The sequence below is a fragment of the Kastovskya adunca genome, assembly GCF_059505785.1.
The window spans coordinates 34,932-55,869 of record NZ_JCACLG010000029.1 but is presented as its reverse complement, the minus strand read 5'-3'; the positions used below and the strand labels follow the sequence as shown (position 1 = coordinate 55,869).

Annotated in this window: 17 protein-coding genes and 1 pseudogene; 10 read left to right on the top strand and 8 right to left on the bottom strand. The window is 47.9% G+C overall.

The genetic code is table 11. The features are described 5' to 3' along the window. Positions 1–302: 302 nt before the first annotated feature. Positions 303–1,442, bottom strand: a pseudogene (locus tag AC5JR3_RS11395) (endonuclease/exonuclease/phosphatase family protein); the annotation flags it as partial. Positions 1,443–1,836: 394 nt separating this feature from the next. Here AC5JR3_RS11395 and AC5JR3_RS11390 point away from each other — a divergent pair. Further along, positions 1,837–3,078, top strand: a complete 1,242-nt coding sequence (locus AC5JR3_RS11390) for an esterase-like activity of phytase family protein (RefSeq protein ID WP_495845988.1) — start codon at positions 1,837–1,839, stop codon at positions 3,076–3,078. Between the two features lie 71 nt (positions 3,079–3,149). On the opposite strand, the gene AC5JR3_RS11385 is transcribed toward AC5JR3_RS11390, so the two are convergent. From AC5JR3_RS11385 to tig, 4 genes are all read right to left on the bottom strand, one after another. Further along, positions 3,150–4,004, bottom strand: coding sequence for an alpha/beta fold hydrolase (locus AC5JR3_RS11385; RefSeq protein WP_495845986.1), 855 nt, complete (start codon positions 4,002–4,004; stop codon positions 3,150–3,152). A 48-nt stretch (positions 4,005–4,052) separates the two neighbouring features. Further along, the gene (clpX, locus tag AC5JR3_RS11380; protein ID WP_495845984.1) at positions 4,053–5,387 is read right to left on the bottom strand and encodes an ATP-dependent protease ATP-binding subunit ClpX; all 1,335 of its coding nucleotides are present in this window, start codon (positions 5,385–5,387) and stop codon (positions 4,053–4,055) included. A gap of 14 nt (positions 5,388–5,401) precedes the next feature. Beyond that, on the bottom strand, positions 5,402–6,097 hold the full coding sequence (gene clpP / locus AC5JR3_RS11375; RefSeq protein ID WP_495845994.1) for an ATP-dependent Clp endopeptidase proteolytic subunit ClpP: 696 nt from the start codon (positions 6,095–6,097) through the stop codon (positions 5,402–5,404). Positions 6,098–6,383: 286 nt separating this feature from the next. Then, complete coding sequence (gene tig, locus AC5JR3_RS11370; protein WP_495845982.1) at positions 6,384–7,817, bottom strand: trigger factor; 1,434 nt, start codon at positions 7,815–7,817, stop codon at positions 6,384–6,386. A gap of 524 nt (positions 7,818–8,341) precedes the next feature. Here tig and AC5JR3_RS11365 point away from each other — a divergent pair. The 7 genes from AC5JR3_RS11365 to mltA all read left to right on the top strand — a co-directional run bounded on the left by AC5JR3_RS11365 (position 8,342) and on the right by mltA (position 16,155). Further along, complete coding sequence (locus AC5JR3_RS11365) at positions 8,342–9,394, top strand: aspartate-semialdehyde dehydrogenase (protein WP_495845980.1); 1,053 nt, start codon at positions 8,342–8,344, stop codon at positions 9,392–9,394. A gap of 63 nt (positions 9,395–9,457) precedes the next feature. Next, complete coding sequence (gene dapA, locus AC5JR3_RS11360; protein ID WP_495845978.1) at positions 9,458–10,345, top strand: 4-hydroxy-tetrahydrodipicolinate synthase; 888 nt, start codon at positions 9,458–9,460, stop codon at positions 10,343–10,345. A gap of 321 nt (positions 10,346–10,666) precedes the next feature. Continuing rightward, positions 10,667–12,424, top strand: coding sequence for a ribonuclease J (locus AC5JR3_RS11355; protein WP_495845976.1), 1,758 nt, complete (start codon positions 10,667–10,669; stop codon positions 12,422–12,424). 731 nt (positions 12,425–13,155) lie between these two features. Beyond that, on the top strand, positions 13,156–13,530 hold the full coding sequence (locus AC5JR3_RS11350) for a Mo-dependent nitrogenase C-terminal domain-containing protein (protein ID WP_495845974.1): 375 nt from the start codon (positions 13,156–13,158) through the stop codon (positions 13,528–13,530). A gap of 63 nt (positions 13,531–13,593) precedes the next feature. After that, the gene (locus AC5JR3_RS11345; protein WP_495845972.1) at positions 13,594–14,364 is read left to right on the top strand and encodes a hypothetical protein; all 771 of its coding nucleotides are present in this window, start codon (positions 13,594–13,596) and stop codon (positions 14,362–14,364) included. A 255-nt stretch (positions 14,365–14,619) separates the two neighbouring features. Continuing rightward, entirely contained in the window at positions 14,620–14,871 is a 252-nt protein-coding gene (locus AC5JR3_RS11340; RefSeq protein WP_495845970.1) for a hypothetical protein, read from the top strand. A gap of 102 nt (positions 14,872–14,973) precedes the next feature. Continuing rightward, positions 14,974–16,155, top strand: a complete 1,182-nt coding sequence (gene mltA / locus AC5JR3_RS11335; protein ID WP_495845992.1) for a murein transglycosylase A — start codon at positions 14,974–14,976, stop codon at positions 16,153–16,155. 351 nt (positions 16,156–16,506) lie between these two features. Here mltA and AC5JR3_RS11330 read toward each other — a convergent pair whose 3' ends face one another. Beyond that, positions 16,507–17,697 carry an RNA-guided endonuclease InsQ/TnpB family protein gene (locus AC5JR3_RS11330; RefSeq protein ID WP_495845968.1) on the bottom strand — a complete coding sequence of 397 codons (1,191 nt, stop codon included), beginning with the start codon at positions 17,695–17,697 and terminating at the stop codon, positions 16,507–16,509. 237 nt (positions 17,698–17,934) lie between these two features. Here AC5JR3_RS11330 and AC5JR3_RS11325 point away from each other — a divergent pair, with 237 nt between their 5' ends. After that, on the top strand, positions 17,935–18,318 hold the full coding sequence (locus AC5JR3_RS11325) for a hypothetical protein (protein ID WP_495845966.1): 384 nt from the start codon (positions 17,935–17,937) through the stop codon (positions 18,316–18,318). Positions 18,319–18,415: 97 nt separating this feature from the next. On the opposite strand, the gene AC5JR3_RS11320 is transcribed toward AC5JR3_RS11325, so the two are convergent. After that, entirely contained in the window at positions 18,416–18,877 is a 462-nt protein-coding gene (locus AC5JR3_RS11320; RefSeq protein WP_495845964.1) for a CsbD family protein, read from the bottom strand. Between the two features lie 399 nt (positions 18,878–19,276). Next, on the bottom strand, positions 19,277–19,963 hold the full coding sequence (gene rppA / locus AC5JR3_RS11315) for a two-component system response regulator RppA (RefSeq protein ID WP_495845962.1): 687 nt from the start codon (positions 19,961–19,963) through the stop codon (positions 19,277–19,279). 111 nt (positions 19,964–20,074) lie between these two features. Here rppA and hisG point away from each other — a divergent pair, with 111 nt between their 5' ends. Beyond that, positions 20,075–20,722, top strand: coding sequence for an ATP phosphoribosyltransferase (gene hisG, locus AC5JR3_RS11310; RefSeq protein WP_495845990.1), 648 nt, complete (start codon positions 20,075–20,077; stop codon positions 20,720–20,722). Positions 20,723–20,938 lie beyond the last annotated feature (216 nt).

Genomic DNA, 20,938 nt, shown 5'->3' with positions numbered 1-20,938 from the left:
CAACATCTAGCTTCCCCCTTTTTAAGGGGGACGGGAGGGGGATCTCCGAGGGGGACGCGAGGGGGTTTGAACGAAATTTGCATCAGAAAGAACCAGTTATGTATAGACGGTAGCTTTGGCAGGGAGGGTTGGGGTAGGGTTCTTCCCGCATTAGTGCAAGACTCCCATGAGCCTTCACTCACTAACCTTTGGATGAAAGCCTATCTTCCCTCAGGACACGGCTTCCGGCGGTATCGATAGCCAACTAGCCCCAGGATGCCAAGACTGAATAGTCCCACATAGGGTTCAGGAACGCTAACTTGCTCCTGTTGCACTTCAACATCCGCCCAAACCAAGCGATGATCGGAGCTGGGAAACGGGAACGTACCCACAAGCGGGAATTGAGGATCGTCGCTCTTTGGCCAAAATACAGCCGCATCGACAATTTCCAAATCCTGAGACGGCAAAACATAATCAACCCGAAGATTGCCAGAACTGTTATCGGCAAAGTCAGCCGTATCAAAGGCTGGATTGCCTTGGTGGTTAAGGTTAACTCCTCCCTGTAAGCTGGCTTGTTGAACACCACCGAGGCTAGAGGGGGTAACGCTGGTATTGACTCGCGGATTGTTCAGCAACTGCTGAATAGCACCAGGGTAACTATCTCCATCAAAGGGATCGGCATTTTGATCCCCCATAATTACAAAACTTTTGTCAGCCCCCAGTCCGCCCACTGTGCCAGAGTCATCGTAGATGTAGTCTCCTTGTCCAGGAGTAATGTAGTCCGCCCAAAGGCGAATTTCATCAAAGTTACGCCTGCCGTTGCGGTCTTCTAAACCATCAAAGACGGGCGGGGTGGGATGGCTAACAAGGGCGTGAACAACACTGCCATCGACCTCAATCGGAACATCCCAGTGACTTTTGGAAGAAAGGCGCACCACATCTAGTTCTTCCTCGGAGTACCAGTCCTGCGGCTCTGGCGTGGCGGGATTATCAGGGAGCAGGGCATTAGGCATGTCCTTCCACAAAAACTTCTGGAAGGTGCGAATTTCTTCAGTGAGAATAGGATACTTGGAGTAAAGCGCCATGCCGTACTGACCGGGGAAAAGACCAAATCCTAAGGCATCGTTTGGGCCACCTACAGAGCCGTTGTTGTCGAGATCGAAGCCGGAGGGAATCCCCGTGTTGGAGGGAGCAACGTATCGGTATTGATACTCAACGGGGGTCGCTCCATTCTGCCCAACAGAGAGGTAATTTTCTTGAAATAGCTCTGCTGCTGTACCGTTTTCAACATAGTCAAACTCGTTGATGAGCAAGACATCCGGATTGACTCGTTGGATAATTTCGGCAACAGCTTGTGCTTGATCGTTATCTGGCGCTGACAGAAGATCGGTAATTAGCTGTCCTTCGGTGTTGCGGTTGAGGGAGGCATTGAAGCTAGCAAAGCGGAGATTAGCGGCTTGCATCGGCCCAGAAGCGATCGCTAAAATTCCGATTGTCCCCATTGCTGTCAACCCAACCCTGGAGCGATCGCGAACTAGGAAATCAATCACACTCGATACTTTCATGGAAACTGTATCTGTTTTGTATTGCAGGAATGCTCCTAACCTAGCGAGGCAACCTTAAGGAAATGCTATGGGAGGACTAAAAAACTGTTCAAAATAAGAATCTGCCGTAAGTACGCTCAAATCATCACATCTCTCTAGTCGTAGGATGCTCGGCTATCAGCTTGGGGCTATAGGAACTCCAGACTCATAAAGAGGCGATCGCCAACTCCACTTTGTTCTTATCCACAACTTCACCTTGTCTTAGCTTGCAGATAGTAGGCTTCTGGGTTAGACCTATATTTTTTCTCTTGTCATGAGTAAAATTACGGAAGTTGGCAAACGTTTAGGAACAATTGGCTTAACCTGTTTGGGCGGCTTTACCTACGCTTTCTTTGCTGTACCTGCGGCTAATGCCATCACGATTACCAACGTAGACTTTCTCGGACAGTCAACATTTCCGACAGGATTCCCATATCAGGGAACCGAGTTAGGAGGGTTGTCGGGAATTACCTATGACGCTAGCAAAAATGTTTACTACAGCATTTCCGACGATCGCAGCGAAACAAATCCGGCTCGGTTTTACACTCTCAACATCGGCGTAGAAGATGGTGTCTTGAGCCAGGAAGACGTAACGCTACTTGATGTCACCACGCTTCTTAATGAAAATGGTCAGCCTTTTCCCGATTTAAGCCTCGATCCAGAAGGAATTGCTTTAACTAACCAAGGCACTTTATTCATCTCCTCAGAAGGAGAAGCAAGACCCGATCTCGGTCGAGTGACGTCTCCCTTTGTCAATGAGTTCTCTTTAACCGGACAGCAACTCAAAACTCTGCCAGTTCCCTCTAAGTTTCAACCCACTGTTACTGGAGAATCAGGAATTCGCAACAACTTAGCGTTTGAAAGTCTGACTATTAACCCCGATGGAACGTCTCTGTTTACGGCGACGGAAAATGCCCTAATTCAAGATGGGTTAGCGGCGGGGCTAAATAACGGTAGCCCATCTCGGATTTTGAAATATGACCTGTTAACTAGAGCAGAGCAGGAATTCCTCTATCTCACCGAACCCGTTGCAGAAGCTCCAACTCTCCCTGATGGCTTCAATACCAATGGTTTGGTTGATTTACTAGCGTTGGATGACCGGACATTCCTCAGTTTAGAGCGGTCTTTTTCTGTGGGTGCGGGCAATACGATCAAGCTGTTTCAGGTGTCTTTAGAGGGATCAGATGACATTAGCGATATTGAAAGCCTTAGTGCTGTCAACCTCAATAGGATTAAACCTGCTCAGAAAAGCTTATTGCTAGATTTCCAGCAGCTTGGTTTGACCCTAGACAATATCGAAGGTCTAACCTTTGGGCCCGATTTAGCCTCTGGGCAAAAGTCGTTAATTGTTGTCAGCGATAACAACTTTAGCCCAACTCAGTTTACCCAATTCCTCGCCTTTAGTCTGACCACCGAATCTCCTCGTTCAGTACCGGAACCTTCCGCCTTAGCCGGATTAGCGCTTTTAGCGATCACGGGACTAAAAGCCAAGCACCGTATCCGATTCGGAGAGTAATTTTAGACTTTTGAAGAGGGGCTAGAGACTAGGGAAGAGAGTTTTGAGCAAGGCTAAAGCATCAGGTCAATTCAAGCCTTCGCAGGTAAACCAACGCCCAAAAACTCCCGAACGTGCTGTAAATACTCCTCTGGAGCTTCCAGCATCGGAAAGTGAGCCGTGTTAGGCATTTCCAAAAACTCTATTTTCTCGTTGAAACTTGCGGCTTTACGCCCCAATTCCGCCGGGATAATCTTGTCGTATTGCCCAGCAATTAACAAGGTTGGCATTTGCAACTGAGCGAAGGTCTGGGGCATCACTTCCGCCGCATACTTACTCACCGCCGTAAGCATAGTTCCTAAAGCTGCCTGATCATCCGCTAGCAGATAATCCTCTAAGAAGGCTCGGCTAATGGATGTCGGCAGTGGGCGATGCAAAAACCGACTCATGAACATCCGTTCGGCAAAGGGAATGTTTACTAGCCAGTGGGGACGGAACTTGACGACTAAACCACCAATTTTGTGAAACGCGGTAAAAGACCGGGCTTCGTATTCAAAAACGCCGCTACAGGTGAGAATTGCCTTTTCTACCCGTTCTGGGTGGCGTTGTAGGAACATCGCCGCCGCAGATGCTCCTAAGGAATGGGCATTGATGTAGACACGCTCTAGCTGCAAGCCATCTAGCAATAGAGCTAAATCCTCAGCGTAGTCTTCCATCTCGTAGAGCAGCTCTAGCTGTTCTTCCGGTAAACGCGATCGCCCAAATCCCCGCAAGTCATACAGCAAACAATCAAAGGAATCGGACAATTCCTTAGCCGTGCTTTGCCAATACCGTGCTGAGCCTCCCCAGCCATGAACAAAAACCATAACAGGTTTCTTTGCAGTAGAGGCAGGCTGTTTAAGCCATTCGTAATAATGTTCTACACCGCGAACGTTAATTAGAGGCATGTTGAAATATTTGAGCGTAGAGACGTATCAGGGTACGTCTCTACTTTTTTAAGCAGATTCCGGTTTAGGGAGAGATGAAGGATGGAGCAAGAGTTCTGCGGTGGAGCGCTTTTCGACCATTTCCCGCGTAATCATACAGCGCGTGACATCTTTGCGCGAGGGCAACTCATACATCACCTCCAGCATCAATTCTTCCACAATTCCGCGTAATGCTCTAGCTCCAGTTTTCCGGCGATAGGCTTCCTGCGCGATCGCCCGTACGGCATCGGGCTTAAACTCTAGCTGGACATTGTCCATCTTCAGAAGCTTCTGGTACTGTTTCACCAGCGCGTTGCGAGGTTCGGTGAGAATCTCCATTAACGCTTCTTCATCCAGCGGATCGATCACCGCAACTACAGGTACCCGACCAATAAACTCTGGAATCAAGCCAAACTTCACCAAGTCATCGGGTTCTAAGTGCCGCAAAACATCTGCTGCACGTTGGTCTTTAGATTGGTTCTCGCCTGATTGGACAAAGCCCATTGAACGCTTCCCAACCCGCTGTTCAACGACTTTTTCTAAACCAACAAACGCTCCACCGCAAATAAACAGAATATTACTGGTATCAATCTGAATGCAGTCTTGATAGGGATGCTTACGCCCACCCTGGGGCGGTACGTTAGCAATTGTCCCTTCCAGCATTTTTAACAGGGCTTGCTGGACACCTTCCCCAGAAACATCCCGCGTAATCGAGGGGTTTTCACTTTTGCGAGCGATTTTGTCAATTTCATCAATGTAGATGATTCCTCGCTGGGCTTCCTCAACATCGAGATCCGCCACTTGCAACAGCCGCAGCAGGATATTTTCTACGTCTTCTCCGACATATCCAGCTTCTGTAAGAGTGGTGGCATCTGCCACGGCAAAGGGAACATCCAAAACAGTCGCCAGAGTCTGCGCCAGCAAGGTTTTCCCGCAACCTGTTGGCCCCATCAGCAAGATGTTGGACTTTTGCAGTTCGATTGCATCATCCACGCCTCCTTTGCCTTTTGAGTGGATAAAACTCAGGCGCTTGTAGTGGTTGTAGACCGCTACAGAAAGAACTTTTTTGGCTTCCTCTTGCCCAATGACATGGCCATCAAGATGCTTTTTTAGTTCTCTGGGTTTGGGAATTTGATTAAAAGATAGCCCGGCCGAACGAGCGCGACGCTTTTGCGGTGGCTCAGAACGCGGCACGGGCTGAGGTGCAGGAGTGCTAGAATCCAGCAACTCTTCATCTAAAATTTCGTTACACAAGTCCACGCATTCGTCACAAATGTAGACTCCTGGTCCAGCAATCAACTTGCGTACTTGTTCTTGGGACTTGCCACAGAACGAGCATTTTAAATGGGAGTCGTACTTAGACATACCTGCCTCTTACTTCAAGGAGTGGCTGCGGCTTCCGGTTTCGGAAGATCCTGCCGGGTGATAACTTGATCGATTAGACCATAGTCTTTCGCCTCAGCCGATGACATGAAAAAGTCGCGCTCAGTATCTGCTTCGATTTTTTCTATGTCCCGACCCGTATGATGAGCGAGGAGCCGATTGAGCGTTTGTTTGTGATAGAGAATTTCCCTAGCTTGGATTTCAATATCCACTGCCTGTCCCTGAGCGCCTCCTAAAGGCTGGTGAATCATAATCCGGGAATTTGGCAGTGCCATTCGCTTACCAGCAGCTCCAGCGGTGAGCAAAAACGCTCCCATACTAGCGGCTAGACCAAAGCATATAGTAACAACGTCTGGGAGGATCTGCTGCATGGTGTCATAAATTGCCATACCCGCCGTTACAGAACCACCAGGAGAGTTGATGTAAAGCTGGATGTCCTTTTCGGAGTCTTCTGCTTCTAAAAACAGGAGTTGGGCAACGATAGAGTCAGCCACGGCATCGTCTACTGGCGTCCCCAAGAACACAATACGCTCTCGCAGCAAGCGCGAGTAGATATCAAAGGCTCGTTCTCCCAAGCCAGACTGTTCTACCACCATGGGTACAACCGCACTAGGGTCAACAGAGTTGACCGCGTGAATCTCTGGAGAACTAAGACTTGTAACTCGATAATCAGGGGACTGGGATTGAATCATATTACCAACAATGGCATCAAATTTGCGGGCTAGCATCGCACCTAAATTAAGTTTGCTAACTGGCACCGCGTTTTATTTGCTGTTCTTAGTGATTATTATGCCTCAACTGCTTGAGGACTGACTGGAAAGTATGATTGATTGCGGATTCAGTTGGCATTAGCTGATGCTGATTCTTGGTCAATTTCATCTTTCACCCTTGTTTCCCTTGATTTTAGATGTGCCGTTCTTGCTCAAGAGCAGTAGACGCAACGTTTAGCATCTCTACTCTTGAGCAGAGGTAAAGGGCTTATTCAGCGTCTGAGGGCTTAACCTCCGCTTCTAGGGTTTGTTCAGCTGATGGAGTAGTTTCTGCTTCTGGGGCTTCTTCGGTGTCAGCAGCTACCTCTGCGGTTTCTGCTTCTTCTGAAGTCAGGGAACCTTTAGGAACGAGTTCCACGGTGCCGTGTTCTTCTAGCCACTGTAGGGCTTTTTCTTTGAGCAAGTCGGAGGTGACGAATTCCCGCAGGCGGTCTTGGTCAACCTCTTGTCCCGTGAACTCTTCCATCATCTCGGCAATTTTGGCTTCGATGGCTTCCGGTTCCGGCTCTAAGGATTCGCGTTTGGCGACTTCTTTGAGGGCGAGATTTTGCTGCAAGCGTGTTAGGGCTTCAGGGCGCGATCGCTGGCGCAGGTTGTTGACCATGTCAGCCGTGAGCATATTTTTCACATCCATGCCCATTTGTCCTAACTGAATCACTGTTTGGGTTAGGAGTGTCTCCACTTCCCGCTCAATCAGGGTTTCGGGCAGGTCAACTTCTACTTTCTCCACTAGTGCTGCAATTAAGGCTTGCTCTTTACTAGTGGCGGTTTCCCGTTCAGCTCTTTCTTTAAACTGGGCGGCGATGGATTCGCGCAACTCGGCTAGGGTTTCAAACTCGCTTACTTCCTGGGCGAAGTCATCATCTAATTCCGGCAGCTCTTTTTCTTTGAGTTCTTTGAGGGTAATCGTAAACTCTGCCGATGTTCCGGCTAAATCTTCGCGGGGATAGTCATCGGCAAATGTCACGGGTACCGTTTTGGTTTCCCCAGGATTCATGTCCACAATGCCCCGGACAATGTCTTCAATAAACCGTCCTTCCTCAAGTTCAATCTGGAAGTCGGTTGCTTGACCGCCTGGAATTTCTGTCGGTTCATCCCCCGTGAATTGACCGCTGTAATCGACAACAGCAACATCTCCCATCTGAGCTGGACGACCTTCTACAGGAATCAGGGTTGCTTGTTCAGCCCGCTTTTCTGCTAAAAAGTTGTCAACAACATCGGGTTCAGGGACGGTTTCTTCGGCTTGGACGCTTAAGCCACTGTAGTCACCCAGGGTTACTTCTGGGGGGACATCTACAGAGGCAGAGAAGGTCAGGGTTTCTCCTGGTTTGAAGGTTTTTACCAACTCCTCAAAAGGGGAACGGAGTTGGTAGTTACCCAACGCCTCAATGGATTCTTGCTTGATGGCTTGCTGCAAAGCATCTTGAACCAAATCTTCTAGCGCGGCTTCTTTGATGCGTTGGGAGCCGAGGCGCTGGAGGAGAACCTGGCGAGGTACCTTACCTTTACGAAACCCAGGAATATTGGCAGTACGGGCAAGGTTTTTTACAACCTTTTCGTAGACAATTTTCGTTGTTTCGGCGGGAATCTCAATTTCCAGACCCACTTGGCTGGCGGGAAGTTTTTCCTGGGTAACTTTCATTGATGCTTTCGTGTCAAAGATGTTTGCTACGGACTCAATTCTCTTGAGGGTTCATACAGACGGAGGCTTCTTGAGGGGCTAGTGTGCGCCTGAAGGATAACCCTACGTGATATTCTAGGTTTAACAACTAGTTTGCAAGTTATTAGGCAATCAGTTGTAGTTTGACTAGGGCTGCGACTATGCCATCGACTTGATTTTTGGTGTCCGTATTTGATGATAGTACATAGGGGGCGCAGGTGTTCGCCTTCTCAGATTAGATTGCCAAATTTTCCAGACAATTTCTCAGCCTTGAAGCACAAACATCGGGCAATGTCTTTGTTAAACTGAGGTTTTACAGGCTGGAATTAATTGTTTTTTGAGGTGAAGACACCAAGGGCACTGATCCCCCAACGAAGGAGGATACCCTTTTGGGAGTCGTCGCCGCACCACAATAACAGAGAGTAGCGATCGCGTAATTTAAAAAAATTCCCACTGTTTTATTAAAACTATTGAATAAAACTCTCAATCATCTCTAATATCGTTAGGTGGAGGATAACAATTTGACCGCAGGATTTCGCGTTGCCATATTAGGCGCAACTGGTGCCGTAGGCACAGAACTGATCGAATTACTAGAAACTCGGAACTTCCCTGTCTCACAGTTAAAGTTGCTAGCTTCCCCTCGCTCGGCAGGTAGCTATCTGCCGTTCAAAGGCAAACAACTGCAGGTGGAAGTGGTCGATGATCATTCTTTTGAAGATGTGGATTTAGTCCTTGCTTCCGCTGGCGGTTCTACCTCGAAAGTCTGGGCAGAAAAAGCGGTAGCAAGTGGCGCGGTATTTATTGATAACTCCAGTGCCTTTCGCTTAGACCCCCAGATCCCGTTGATTGTGCCAGAGGTCAATCCTCAAGCAGCGGCGCAGCATCGGGGAATTATCGCTAACCCCAACTGCACGACAATTTTGATGGCAGTGGCGGTTTGGCCGTTGTATCAGTTGCAGCCGATCAAGCGGATCGTTGTCGCCACTTATCAATCAGCAAGTGGTGCAGGGGCAAGGGCAATGGAAGAAGTCAAAACCCAATCACAAGACATCTTGAATGGGAAATCCCCGACTCCGGAAATCTTTCCTTATCCGTTGGCATTTAACTTATTTCCCCACAATTCCCCATTAAATGACCAGGGGTACTGTGAAGAAGAAATGAAAATGGTTAATGAAACCCGCAAAATATTTGGTGTAACGGAGTTACGGGTATCAGCTACTTGCGTACGGGTTCCTGTACTACGAGCGCACTCAGAAGCAATTAATCTAGAATTTGTAGAACCCTTACCAGTAGCAACAGCGCGGGAAGCGTTAGCCAAGGCGAACGGCGTCAAATTGGTGGAAGACTGGCAAGCCAACTATTTCCCCATGCCAGTAGAGGCAACAGGTCGTGACGAAGTGTTGGTTGGTCGGATTCGCCAAGACATCTCTCATCCCTGTGGCTTAGAACTTTGGCTAAGTGGCGATCAAATCCGCAAGGGTGCAGCTTTGAATGCGGTGCAAATTGCTGAGTTGTTGGTGAAACAAAACTTGTTGCAACCCACGGCGGCAGTTTCGTAATAATTATCAAAAGTCCGGTCAGTCAAACCAGCCGAAAACAATTTGCTAAGGAGGAGTGAGCGTGTGGCGGTCAATTTTGGACGTGTGCTGACGGCGATGATCACGCCGTTTAAGGAAGACGGTAGTGTCAATTATGAATGTGTCGAAAAATTATCAGCGTATTTAGTGGAAAATGGGTCAGACACGTTGGTGGTGTGTGGCACGACGGGAGAATCGCCGACATTGACTTGGGATGAGGAATATCAGCTCTTTCAGGTTGTTCAAAAAGCGGTCAGCGGTAAAGCCAAGGTGATGGCGGGTACAGGGTCAAATTCTACGGCAGAAGCGATCGCGGCAACCCAAAAAGCCGCTAAAATAGGACTAGATGGTTCGCTACAAGTCGTTCCTTATTACAACAAGCCACCCCAGGCAGGGCTGTACCAACATTTTCAAGAGATCGCCACTGCTGTTCCAGACTTGCCCCTGATGCTCTACAACGTACCCGGTCGCACAGGTCAAAACCTGCTACCAGAAACCGTTGCCCGACTAGCATCAATCCCCAGTATCGTAGCAATCAAAGAAGCAAGCGGCGACCTCAATCAAGTAAGTGAGATCCGGCGTCAGACGCCATCAGAGTTCCAGATTTACTCTGGGGATGATTCCCTCTCTCTTCCTATATTGGCAGTAGGAGGAACAGGAGTTGTGAGCGTTGCTAGTCATCTCGTGGGTTCCCAGTTGCAACAAATGATTCAAGCCTTTGAATCTGGGAAAACTCAACTAGCAACAGAGATTCACCTGAAATTATTTCCCTTATTTCAAGCTCTGTTTTGTACAGCTAACCCCATTCCCTTAAAAGCAGCTTTAGCAATGCAAGGTTGGGATGTTGGTTCGACTCGTTTACCATTGTGCGGACTGCCAGATAACTTGAAACCAATGTTAGAGGCGGTATTAACTGAACTTTCATTACTTTAAATAATTAAGGTGTACGCAGTCTTAAAAAAGCTAAATATCTTCAATTTATGCTTCATTCCTGACTATTTACTACTGACCTATTCTTCTGAGAGGCTTGGGAATATACCTTGGGTAGGATGGCATAGATAAGTTAGCTCAAAATCAAGCTGGGCGTGTTTTTTCTCTAATGCCCAACAAGCTAACTACTAAAAGCACCTGACAAAGAGGTCGTTTTTGATGCGGTGAAAACTGAATCAACAAGTTTTTAAGTTTTTATTAGATGCAACTAAATTGCAATTTTCCAGTTTGTTTTGTTAGTGAATTTATCCTCGAAGGAGGCAAATGAGTAAAGGTAAATCTTCTCCAGCACTGAAAGTAATTCCCCTAGGCGGATTGCACGAAATTGGCAAAAATACCTGCGTATTTGAGTTCAACGACGAGATCATTCTCTTAGATGCAGGAATTGCTTTTCCCAATGAAGACATGCATGGGATCAATATCGTTCTGCCTGACATGACCTACCTGCGGGAAAATCGTCACAAAATCAAGGGTATGATTGTCACCCATGGTCATGAAGACCATATCGGCGGCATTGCTTATCACTTGAAGCAATTTGAGATTCCCGTTATCTATGGTCCGCGTTTAGCAATGGCATTGCTCGCAGGCAAGTTAGACGAAGCTGGGGTTACCAACCGTACTAAACTCCGTACCGTTGCTCCTCGTGAAACAGTGCGTATTGGAGAATCGTTCGTCGTAGAATTTATTCGCAATACCCACTCAATCGCGGATAGCTTCACCATCGCCATTCATACACCTGTAGGCGTGGTGATCCATACAGGCGACTTCAAGATTGACCATACCCCCGTTGATGGGGAGTTCTTCGACCTTCAGCGCTTGGCAGAACATGGCGAAAAAGGCGTGTTGTGTTTGATTAGCGATTCCACTAATGCGGAAGTTCCCGGACATACCCCTTCCGAACGCTCGGTGTATCCGAATCTTGACCGTGTCTTTTCCCAAGCATCAGGACGATTGCTGGTGACAACCTTTGCGTCTTCCGTGCATCGGGTCAATATGATTTTGCAACTAGCACAGAAGCACAATCGCGTTGTGGCTGTAGTCGGTCGCTCAATGCTAAATGTCATCGCCCATGCTCGCAACTTAGGGTATATCAAGTGTCCGGATAACTTATTTGAGCCGTTGCACGCGGTTCAGAATCTACCGGATGAAAAGGTTTTGATTCTGTCAACGGGTTCTCAAGGCGAAACCTTGGCAGCGATGACACGCATTGCCAATGGTGAACACCGACAAGTCAAAATCCGTAAGGGCGATACAGTCGTGTTCTCGGCAAATCCGATTCCGGGTAATACGATAGCCGTGGTCAATACCATTGACAAACTGATGATCCAGGGCGCGAACGTCATTTACGGTCGCCATCACGGAATTCACGTATCGGGTCACGGTTCTCAGGAAGACCAGAAGTTAATGATTGCCTTGACTCGACCAAAGTTCTTCATCCCCGTACACGGCGAACACCGGATGCTGGTTCAGCACTCGAAGATAGCGCAGAGTATGGGTATCCCGGAGGAAAATACCGTAATTATCAATAACGGTGACGTTGTTGCAATTACTCCAGAGAGTATGGGGGTCACGGGTCAAGTACCATCGGGCATTGAATTGGTCGATAGAAATGGCATTGTCCACGACAATATCGTTAAAGACCGTCAGCAATTGGCAGAAGATGGTGTCGTTACCGTTGCGGCGGCGATAGATTGGGAAGGCAAACTGCTTGCCAAGCCAGAAGTTCACCTACGGGGGGTCGTCTCCACTGCGGAGCGGACGCTTTTACAGCAATTGGTGATTAAAGCTATTGACGGAACATTACGCGATCGCTGGACAGAATTTGCCAAGTCCATTGACAGTCAAGGAGTAGATGTTGACTGGGTAGGCTTAAGAACGCAGATTGAAGGCGATATCCAGCGCCTGACTCGTCGCGAACTGCAAAGCCGTCCCTTAGTTATCTTCTTACTGCAAAATCCAGAAGAACCCCCGGCGAAGACACCAGGAAGACGCCGTCGCTCTACTGCGAAAGTGGCTTCTTAGATGGAGAGTGAGGGGTGAAGGCTTCGGCCGTGAGCTCAGCCGAACGGGGGAAAGGTGTATACCCTTCAAGAGGCTTCGCTGATTAGCACGGCTCTCTCGAAACCCAGGGTGAAATCAGCCGTGCTTCTCTAAAAAAGCCCCCACTCTTCAGGCTTCATCCCTCCCCATTCACTATTCCTCAATTCCCAAAAAGACTGACTGACAAAGGGTAGAAACATCCTGCCGTCAAAGTCAGTCTTTTATTTTGTGCAGTTTTCCAAGGTAATCGGTTATCCTGTTAAGTGTTGTCACTGAAATGTTGCGCTAAGTTAACAAAACTTCCGTGAGATTGCCCACGCGCAGTCTTTGCCGTTTCAGTCAACATAAAAGTAGGCAGTCTGGATTTACAAGTTTCGATAAATACGGTTTTACATTTTCTGCCATCAGTTTAAATTTTTTCCTTTGCCAGTGCTGCTCTCCTTCGCGATAACTCCGCTCAACAAATACAGGTTCAAGATCGGTTGCTGAATGCAACGCCTACTTAGCCAATTTGTTACAGGGTTAAACCTACAGAACCACAATATCTGCAATAGCAACAAATCTCCGCTCTTCTAGATAGCTAGGAAGCGCCTGCTTTCCTGCGGGGATTTCCCAAAAAAATGTACCGCAGGCAATCCGGTATGAGCTACCAAGCGGTTGTAGGTAAGTTACAGATAATCCAATTTGCTTTTGCCGAGCACAGGAAAAGAATCATGAGTGTATCCGAGTATACAGTAAAGAATCTAGCTCTTGTAAGCAGTGTTTGGGTATATCCAGAGACGGCGATACAGCAAAAAGCCCAAGCGAATCCTCTCAAACCGAAAAGAACCATTAAGTGGCTGCAGCCTGCCAAACAGTGGCTAGACAAAATCGAAGTCAGCAGTCCTAAACTTGCACACCGCCTTTGCCAAGCGATCCCCGCTCAGTGTCCTTTTGAGCGCGATGTTAAGCTCTTTGGTCGCACATTGTTCCACATTCCGCCGATGTGCAAGCTCAATCCCCTTTATGACGAAGTAGTGGCTTTACGTTTTCGAGCATTGTGCTATTTGGCAGATGAATGTGGTGAAGATATTACCGCTTACTGCTAATATCCAGGTTTAGGAATTTTTGCACTTGGGCATTACCGATGCCGTGCAACCTGGTAAGACATCATGGCCATCATTGCCCTCAAAGCTTGGTATCTTCAGCAGTACGAACCGATTAAAGAACTGGAAAAACGCCCCCACGATTTGCGTCTGAGCAAAAATAGCTTACTCAAGTCGGGTTTGAGAGCTGACTTTTTAGATGAGAGCCAGGATGTTAAGAACTCTGCCTGGTTCGGACGTTATTTAGAAGGGGAAACAGTTGAGTTTTATATTGAAGGTAGCGGCGGCTATGCGGTTTCCAATATTGACTTAATTAGCCACGAGATTTACTTCACCAAACAAGACGTGATGGCGCAGCTAGAGCCGATTGTGTTCTTTTGCTCCCAAAGCGAATATAACGCTTCGAGTGTTGCCCTGCGTGACACATTGCAGGATTGCTTAGAGCGAATCAATCAGCGATCGCGTTTGCCCCTAACTCTAGAAGAATCTCGACGCCCTATTGATGGCCCGATGCGGCTAAACAGTACCTCACTACGCAAAATCCGCAAGAGTCTGCTCTTTGTCGCCGATGGCACCCCAGTGGTGCGACTAGATAACGAAAACCCTCGACTGATCCCCAGTCCTAATGTTTGTGTAGAAATAGGCTATGCCTTGCAGAGCAAGCGCTCTGAGCAAATTTTGCTGGCTCAAATGGAACGCTCGGATCTGCCCGGACAGTTTCCTTTTGACTTACCCAACTACCAACAGTTGCGGTTTAAAACAGCGACTGAACTGCACCAAACTTTACCGCCACTACTGGAAACCCTGCTACAGCGGTTTAATGTTATTTCTAATTAGATCCCCCGCTTGTTGTAGGGGTGCAGGGGTGCAGGGGAGCGGGGGTGCAGGGGTGCAGGGGTGCAGGAGAGCAGGGAAGAACCTCTTACCTTTCATACTTCATACTTCATACTTCACTAAGCGCCTCCCTTCACGGCTTCGCCGAACATACTTTCTCCCCGACTCAGCACTTATCAAAATTTGCAGGGATAGTGGTTTTCCCCCTTGCGGTCGCTGATAATGGTCTGGATGGATTAAGGATAAGGATCATTTTCTATGCCAAGAACCCCAGACGAGTACGCCGTCTATATTTTGCTGTCCGGTGGTCACCGGGAGGAAGTACGCTTTGCCACAATTCAAGAGTTTCAGAAGTGGTATAGCGGCGAGCTAATGCCAAAAGCTGCCTCTACAGACTTCATCAGCGTGCCGATCAAAAATATTCAAGGCGAGTACATGGTTCTACGTCCGTCTTGTGTCGAAGCAATTCGAGTGGAACCTCTGTTTGCTGGTAGCGTCGAACGCTACTAAACGGTTTTGCAGATAACAGGCTTTACCGTTTGTCAGTTGTCAGTTGATTTTTGGATCGCTGACTACTGACTGATGACTAATGACCAAGACAAGATTGGATTCATGACAAAGGTACTTGCTTTGCTTTCCCTGGGTTTGGGGGTGGCGCTGGTGACATCGGGTCAAGTCGTACTTGCCGATGTACCGCTGCGTCCTATCAGCCAGGAAACCTGTAATGTTAGCGATTGCGAACTAAAGGAATGGGGGTTTGATGACCAAATCTGGGGAAGTGCGGGTAAACCGGGAGATCGGCAAGCCCTACTAACCTCGATTGATCACAGTCTGCGTTATTTGGGAACGCCAACGGCGGCGGCTGCCTACCGGAAACTTCCGGTAGGAGGGATAACGCGCGATCGCGTTCGTCGTTCCTTAGTACGCTTCCGCCAGCTCGTTGTCGGTTCCTCTTCTCCCGCCGAGCTACAAGCCGCTGTTAACCGAGAATTTGTCTTGTACAAGTCGGTTGGCAAGGATGAGCGCGGAACCGTCTCCTTTACGGGTTACTTTGAACCCATTTATACGGCGAGTCGAACGCGGACAGCGGAGTATCGCTATCCCCTTTATCGAGTCCCCAAAGACTTTTCTCGGTGGGGAAATACCCATCCAATTCGCGCTGAGTTGGAAGGGGAAGATGGCTTTGGGACAAAAACCCGCCTGCAAGGGCAGGAACTCGTTTGGATGCGCGATCGCTTAGAAGCCTTTTTGGTTCACGTTCAGGGTTCTGCCCGTTTGCAAATGCCTGATGGTAGCGTGATGAGTGTCGGCTACGCTGGCAAAACTAGTCATCCCTACAGCAGCATTGGTAGAGAATTGGTAAACGATGGGAAATTGCCCTTGGAAGGTTTGACACTTCCAGTGTTAATTGAGTACTTTCTCGCCCATCCTGAAGAAGTCAATCAATATCTCCCCCGCAATAAAAGCTTTGTCTTCTTCCGAGAAACCAACGGCGCACCCGCTACAGGGAGTCTCAGTCTCCCTGTGACGGCGGAACGCTCGATCGCTACGGATAAGTCCTTGATGCCACCCGGTGCGCTGGCATTGATTAGCACGAGTCTTCCCTACCAGACGACTGACGGGCTTCTAGAGTCACGTTTAGTCAATCGCTATGTTTTAGATCAAGACACTGGTAGTGCAATTCGGGGGGCGGGACGTGTCGATGTCTTTATGGGGACGGGTGCAGTTGCTGGCGATCGCGCTGGAGTAGTCAACAACACCGGAGAACTTTACTACCTACTCCTCAAGCAATAACGGCTAGTTGTCAACTGACAATTTTTAATCTTCCCTGACTTTTAAGCCTTAGCTGTAGATGAATGCGGATGTACGTCGATGATATTTGGCGTCATCCGCATTTATTTTTAGTTAGCTAGGGTTTTTCCTCCCCATTAGCTAATCATCTTCTCTTCTTTGCCTCAAAAGGATAGGATATACCAAAGGGAAAGGTTAGTTGCGCCGGACAACTGCTACCGATTCATGCCCTAGAAGTGCGACACGTAAGACTGGCTTCACCCTAATCGTTAATACTCCTCCTGATGTTTCTCCCATACCGGGGGAAATAAGAGTTTGACACTCCCCGACCTGAAGGTACGGGGATTCTTTAATCTACGAGCCAACTTGCTTAGGCAGGATTGCTCCAACCAAAGTAGAGGTCGATTCTCCCAAAGCGTTGCTCATGTCTAGCATGAAGGTTCCGGTATGCCCTACCGTACCCAATCCCTGACGAAGGATATTTCTGGCTGCGTTATGATCTCTGTCCAAGACACATCCACATTGACAAACATGGGTTCTTGTGGACAGACTCTTTTTCACAATCGTGCCGCAGCTAGAGCATTCTTGGCTTGTATAGGCGGGATTAACGGCAACTGTAATGCGACCAAATACTTTACCAAAGTATTCCAGCCAGACCCGAAACTGATACCAAGATGCGTCATTAATAGACTTAGCGAGAGAGTGATTCTTCACCAAATGTTTAATCCTCAAGTCTTCATAGACGACTACATCGTTGGATGTGATGACGCACCTTGCCAATTTAACGGCATGGTCTTTACGCTGTCTACTTATCTTGAGGTGGTGCTTTCCAAGAACACAGCTAGCTTTGCCCCGATTTTTTGAAGCTTTTACCTTTCGTGAAACTTGTCGTTGAGAACGTTTGAGAGCTTTCTCTCCCTGGCGAAGGAATCGAGGATTTTCAACCGTTACTCCATTGGAGTCGGTGTAGTACTCTTTGAGTCCAACGTCTAAACCTATAGCAGTCCCCGATGGTTCCACGACTTCTTTACGGTCAACTGACACACAGAATTGGACATACACACCGTCTGCACGTTTTACTAATCTGACCCGTTTTATTTGGTCAATTTGATAAAAGTGCAGGTCACGGGTTCCTTTCAATTTGAGTTTGCCGATACCATTTTTATCTGTAAAAGTGATAGATTTGCGGTCAACGGCTAGCTTCCAGCCCGATGTTTTGTACTCGACAGAACGGCAGTCTTTCTGGAATGCCGGAAATCCTTTTTTACCTGGTAATCCTTTTCTACAATTGTCATAAAATCTGGAGATGGCAGCCCAGGCTCGTTCGGCGGCGGCTTGTCGCGCCATTGAGTTGAGTTTGTTGGCAAATGGAAACTCTTTGGCAAGTAGAGCGCAATGCCTAGAAAGTTCAATCCATGACTTGGCTTGACCCTCTATCCACAGTCGAATTGCTCTATTACGAATGAACTGTGTCGTGCGGATAGCTTCATCAATAGCTAGGTATTGATGGGTTTTGCCGTAGGTCTTGAACTCAAAGACTAGCATAGTTTACCTCCCTCGGCTTATGATATCGCAGTGCTCATAAAAGTGAAAAAATAAAAAGCCGTCCTAGAAGAAAGGGGCTTTAGACCCAATTATTTCGGTAAATAGGGACACCGCCGCGAAATTTGTTGTCTGAAATTAGTGAAACGGTAGACGACGGGCAACTGACAAAAAGCCCTGCTTGAGCAGCCCAATTATCAACGAAATGTAATATCCCATATTTACGAGGAGGTAAAGCTTGTGTCCGCAGTAACAAAGCAGTACCAGTTTGTGGTAGTGGAATTAGCAAGCACCGTTAAACTTCGTACATCTATCAAGAGTACGTTGATTCCTGCCTTGCGGTGTGGCTTTGCTGGCTACCCAGCTAATCCTCGCTGGAGGGCGGATAAGTATTGTGTCTGGAAGAAAGGACGCATGTTGCGGTACGCCTTAAAACGAGGAAAGTTAGCGATCCGTCCCACTGACTCTATGCTGGTGATGACCAAGGCTCCTAATGTGGAAGCTGCGCCCCAATCTGCTCAGGAGACGCCTCGAAGGTGGTTTTCCCACCAATATTTGCTTATTCTTCAATTTTTGCAGCGCTACGGCAGTCGGAATCAAGCGGTTTCTTCTCCCCTTTCTTGAACAGCAACTCCCCTAATTTATAGCCACCAAAAAGGCTGGACTACTAAGAGTTTAGTTAGTCCAGCCTCACAAGTTTCACAGGTTTTGTTTGCTTGTTTTAGTCAAAGAAATTCTTGATTTTGTCAATCAAGTTTTCTGAGGCGTCTTCAGTTTTTTCACCTGCCTTTTCAAGCTGGTACTCAGCCTTGTCGCTGGCTTTGTCAACAGCGCGTCTCGTTTCTCCGAGGGATTGTTGCGCCTGACCTTTGGTTTCACGAAGTGCTCCTTCAGTTTGACCTGTCACCTTACCAAGTTCCCGTTGAACACGACCTGTGCTTTCATCAACTTGACCTTGAATTTGGTCGGTAGTCCCTTGCCCAGCTAGGTTATCTACTGCTTCTTCCACTGGGTTTCGAGCAATCAGCAGGTTTTGTTTTTCGAGATTAGCGATCGCTCCAGAATCTGCCAAGGCTTGGGGAATGCCTGAGCTGACAAAAAACAGTACTGCAAAGAAACACAGGGCTGCAAATCGCCGCAGAATACTCTGCGTTAGTTTTTTTGCAAAGCTTTTGTTTGTCATGGTGGAAGTTTTTTCTAAACTTCATTTATTGTGTCCCTTGCCCCCTGACTAAAGATATATCTGTGGGTAGATTAATCATCAGAAGATTAGCGACTTGAAAACAGTAAAAGTGATCCTCGCTACCAAATTGGAATGTCTAACTAGGGATGGGCGCGGCTATTGATTGAAAAATGTAACAATCAACGTCAATTCCATAAAAATAGTGATGAAAGATAAAAATTATTCCTGGAAAGGTAGCCCTAATGCGGGACGCGTTCTCTCTATCCTGGCAGTAGTAGGTGCTATTGCTGTGTTTGCTATGGGCTTTATCCGTTAAAGTAGCTTGCTCTTCAGTGTCAGTTATTCAGCCGAGATCAAGCACAGGCACGTTGAGGCGATCGCTAAATCAAAATGCTAGAGTCAGCTACTTTCTCCAAAACGATAGCCTTTGCCGTACACCGTATGAATCAGAGGTGTTTCGCCCTTTGCCTCAATTTTGCGCCGTAAGAGGCGAATCAGTGCCGCAAGGACATTGCTGCTAGGTGGCTCTTTGTCACCCCACAAATGCTCGTGGATTTGAGCGTGGGTCAATAACTGACCTGCATGGCGGATAAAAAAGTCCAGTAGTTGGCTTTCTTTTTCCGATAGCTCAATTAAGCGATCGCCCCGATAAGCAAGCTGGTTTTCGCCATCAAGTTCTAGCTCTCCCACTTTCAGGCGTTGGCTAGCATTACTAGGTTCAGCCGCCGCCGAACGTCGCAGCAAAGCCCGCACCCGCGCCAGTAACTCCCGCAGTTCAAAAGGTTTGACAAGATAGTCATCAGCACCCGCATCTAAGCCCAACACCCGGTCATCTAGAGTATCTTTGGCAGTGAGAAAGAGAACGGGTGTAGTTACGTCTTGCGATCGCAACTGCTGACAAATCTCCAATCCCGATCGTTTAGGTAGCATCCAGTCGAGAATCAGCAAGTCATATCCGCCTTGCAACGCCAGTTGGCTACCTTCAGCTCCCTCATAAGCCACATCAACGCTGTAGCCTTCTCGTGTCAACAGGCGACTCAGCGGTTCTGTCAGCTCAACTTCATCATCAACTAAGAGAATTCGCATCTAACCTTTTTCACTCAGTGGTGATGAAACACGACGCAATGGATGAGAACATGGCATGGTGGTCGAGCGATCGCCAACATTAATATTGTAAATATTAAAATTTCCCCTGCGATGACGATTACCGTTGCACTGCCAAAAGGCGCATTACTAAAAGACAGCATCAAACTGCTGCAATCGGTTGGACTAGACTTTAGCGCGTTTCTCGACTCCGCCAGTCGCCAACTCCAGATTCAAGACCCCACAGGCACCGCTAAAGCCTTGCTGGTGAGGACACAGGATGTCCCCGTTTATGTTGAGTACGGTCAAGCCCAGTTGGGAGTAGTTGGCTATGATGTCTTGCGAGAAAAGAGTCCGCAGGTGGCACATCTAGCTGATTTGCGCTTTGGCTCCTGTCGGCTATCGGTTGCGGTGAAGCAATCAAGCCCTTACCGTCGCCCCTTAGAACTGCCTCCCCATGGTCGTGTTGCTTCCAAGTTTGTCCACTGCGCCAATGAATACTTTGACAGCATAGACCTACCTGTGGAAATTGTGCCGCTGTCTGGCTCTGTAGAATTAGGGCCAATTACAGGTATGTCTGAGGCAATTGTAGACTTAGTTTCCACAGGTCGGACATTAAAAGAAAATGGCTTGATTGAGATTGAGACGCTGTTTGAGAGTACGGCGCGGTTGATTGCCCATCCTCTAAGTTATCGCTTAGATATGGATAATCTCAACCACTGGGTAGAACAGATCCGGGCGCAGACGTTGAGTGCAGCTTAAGTCGAATGGTACTAACTTAAAAAAATTCATCACAACCGATCAAACCTTGTGCAGGGGGTCTGGGGGAGGCACTCATCCCCCAGCGGGGGGATTGGGGGGAAGCCCCCCCAAGCTGGGTTTTTCTCAAAAACGACTATTTTCCGCTTAAGTCAGTACCATTCAGCTTAAGGTCAATGTTGCTAGCCTATGACCCCTTTAATTTCAGCATCAGGGAGG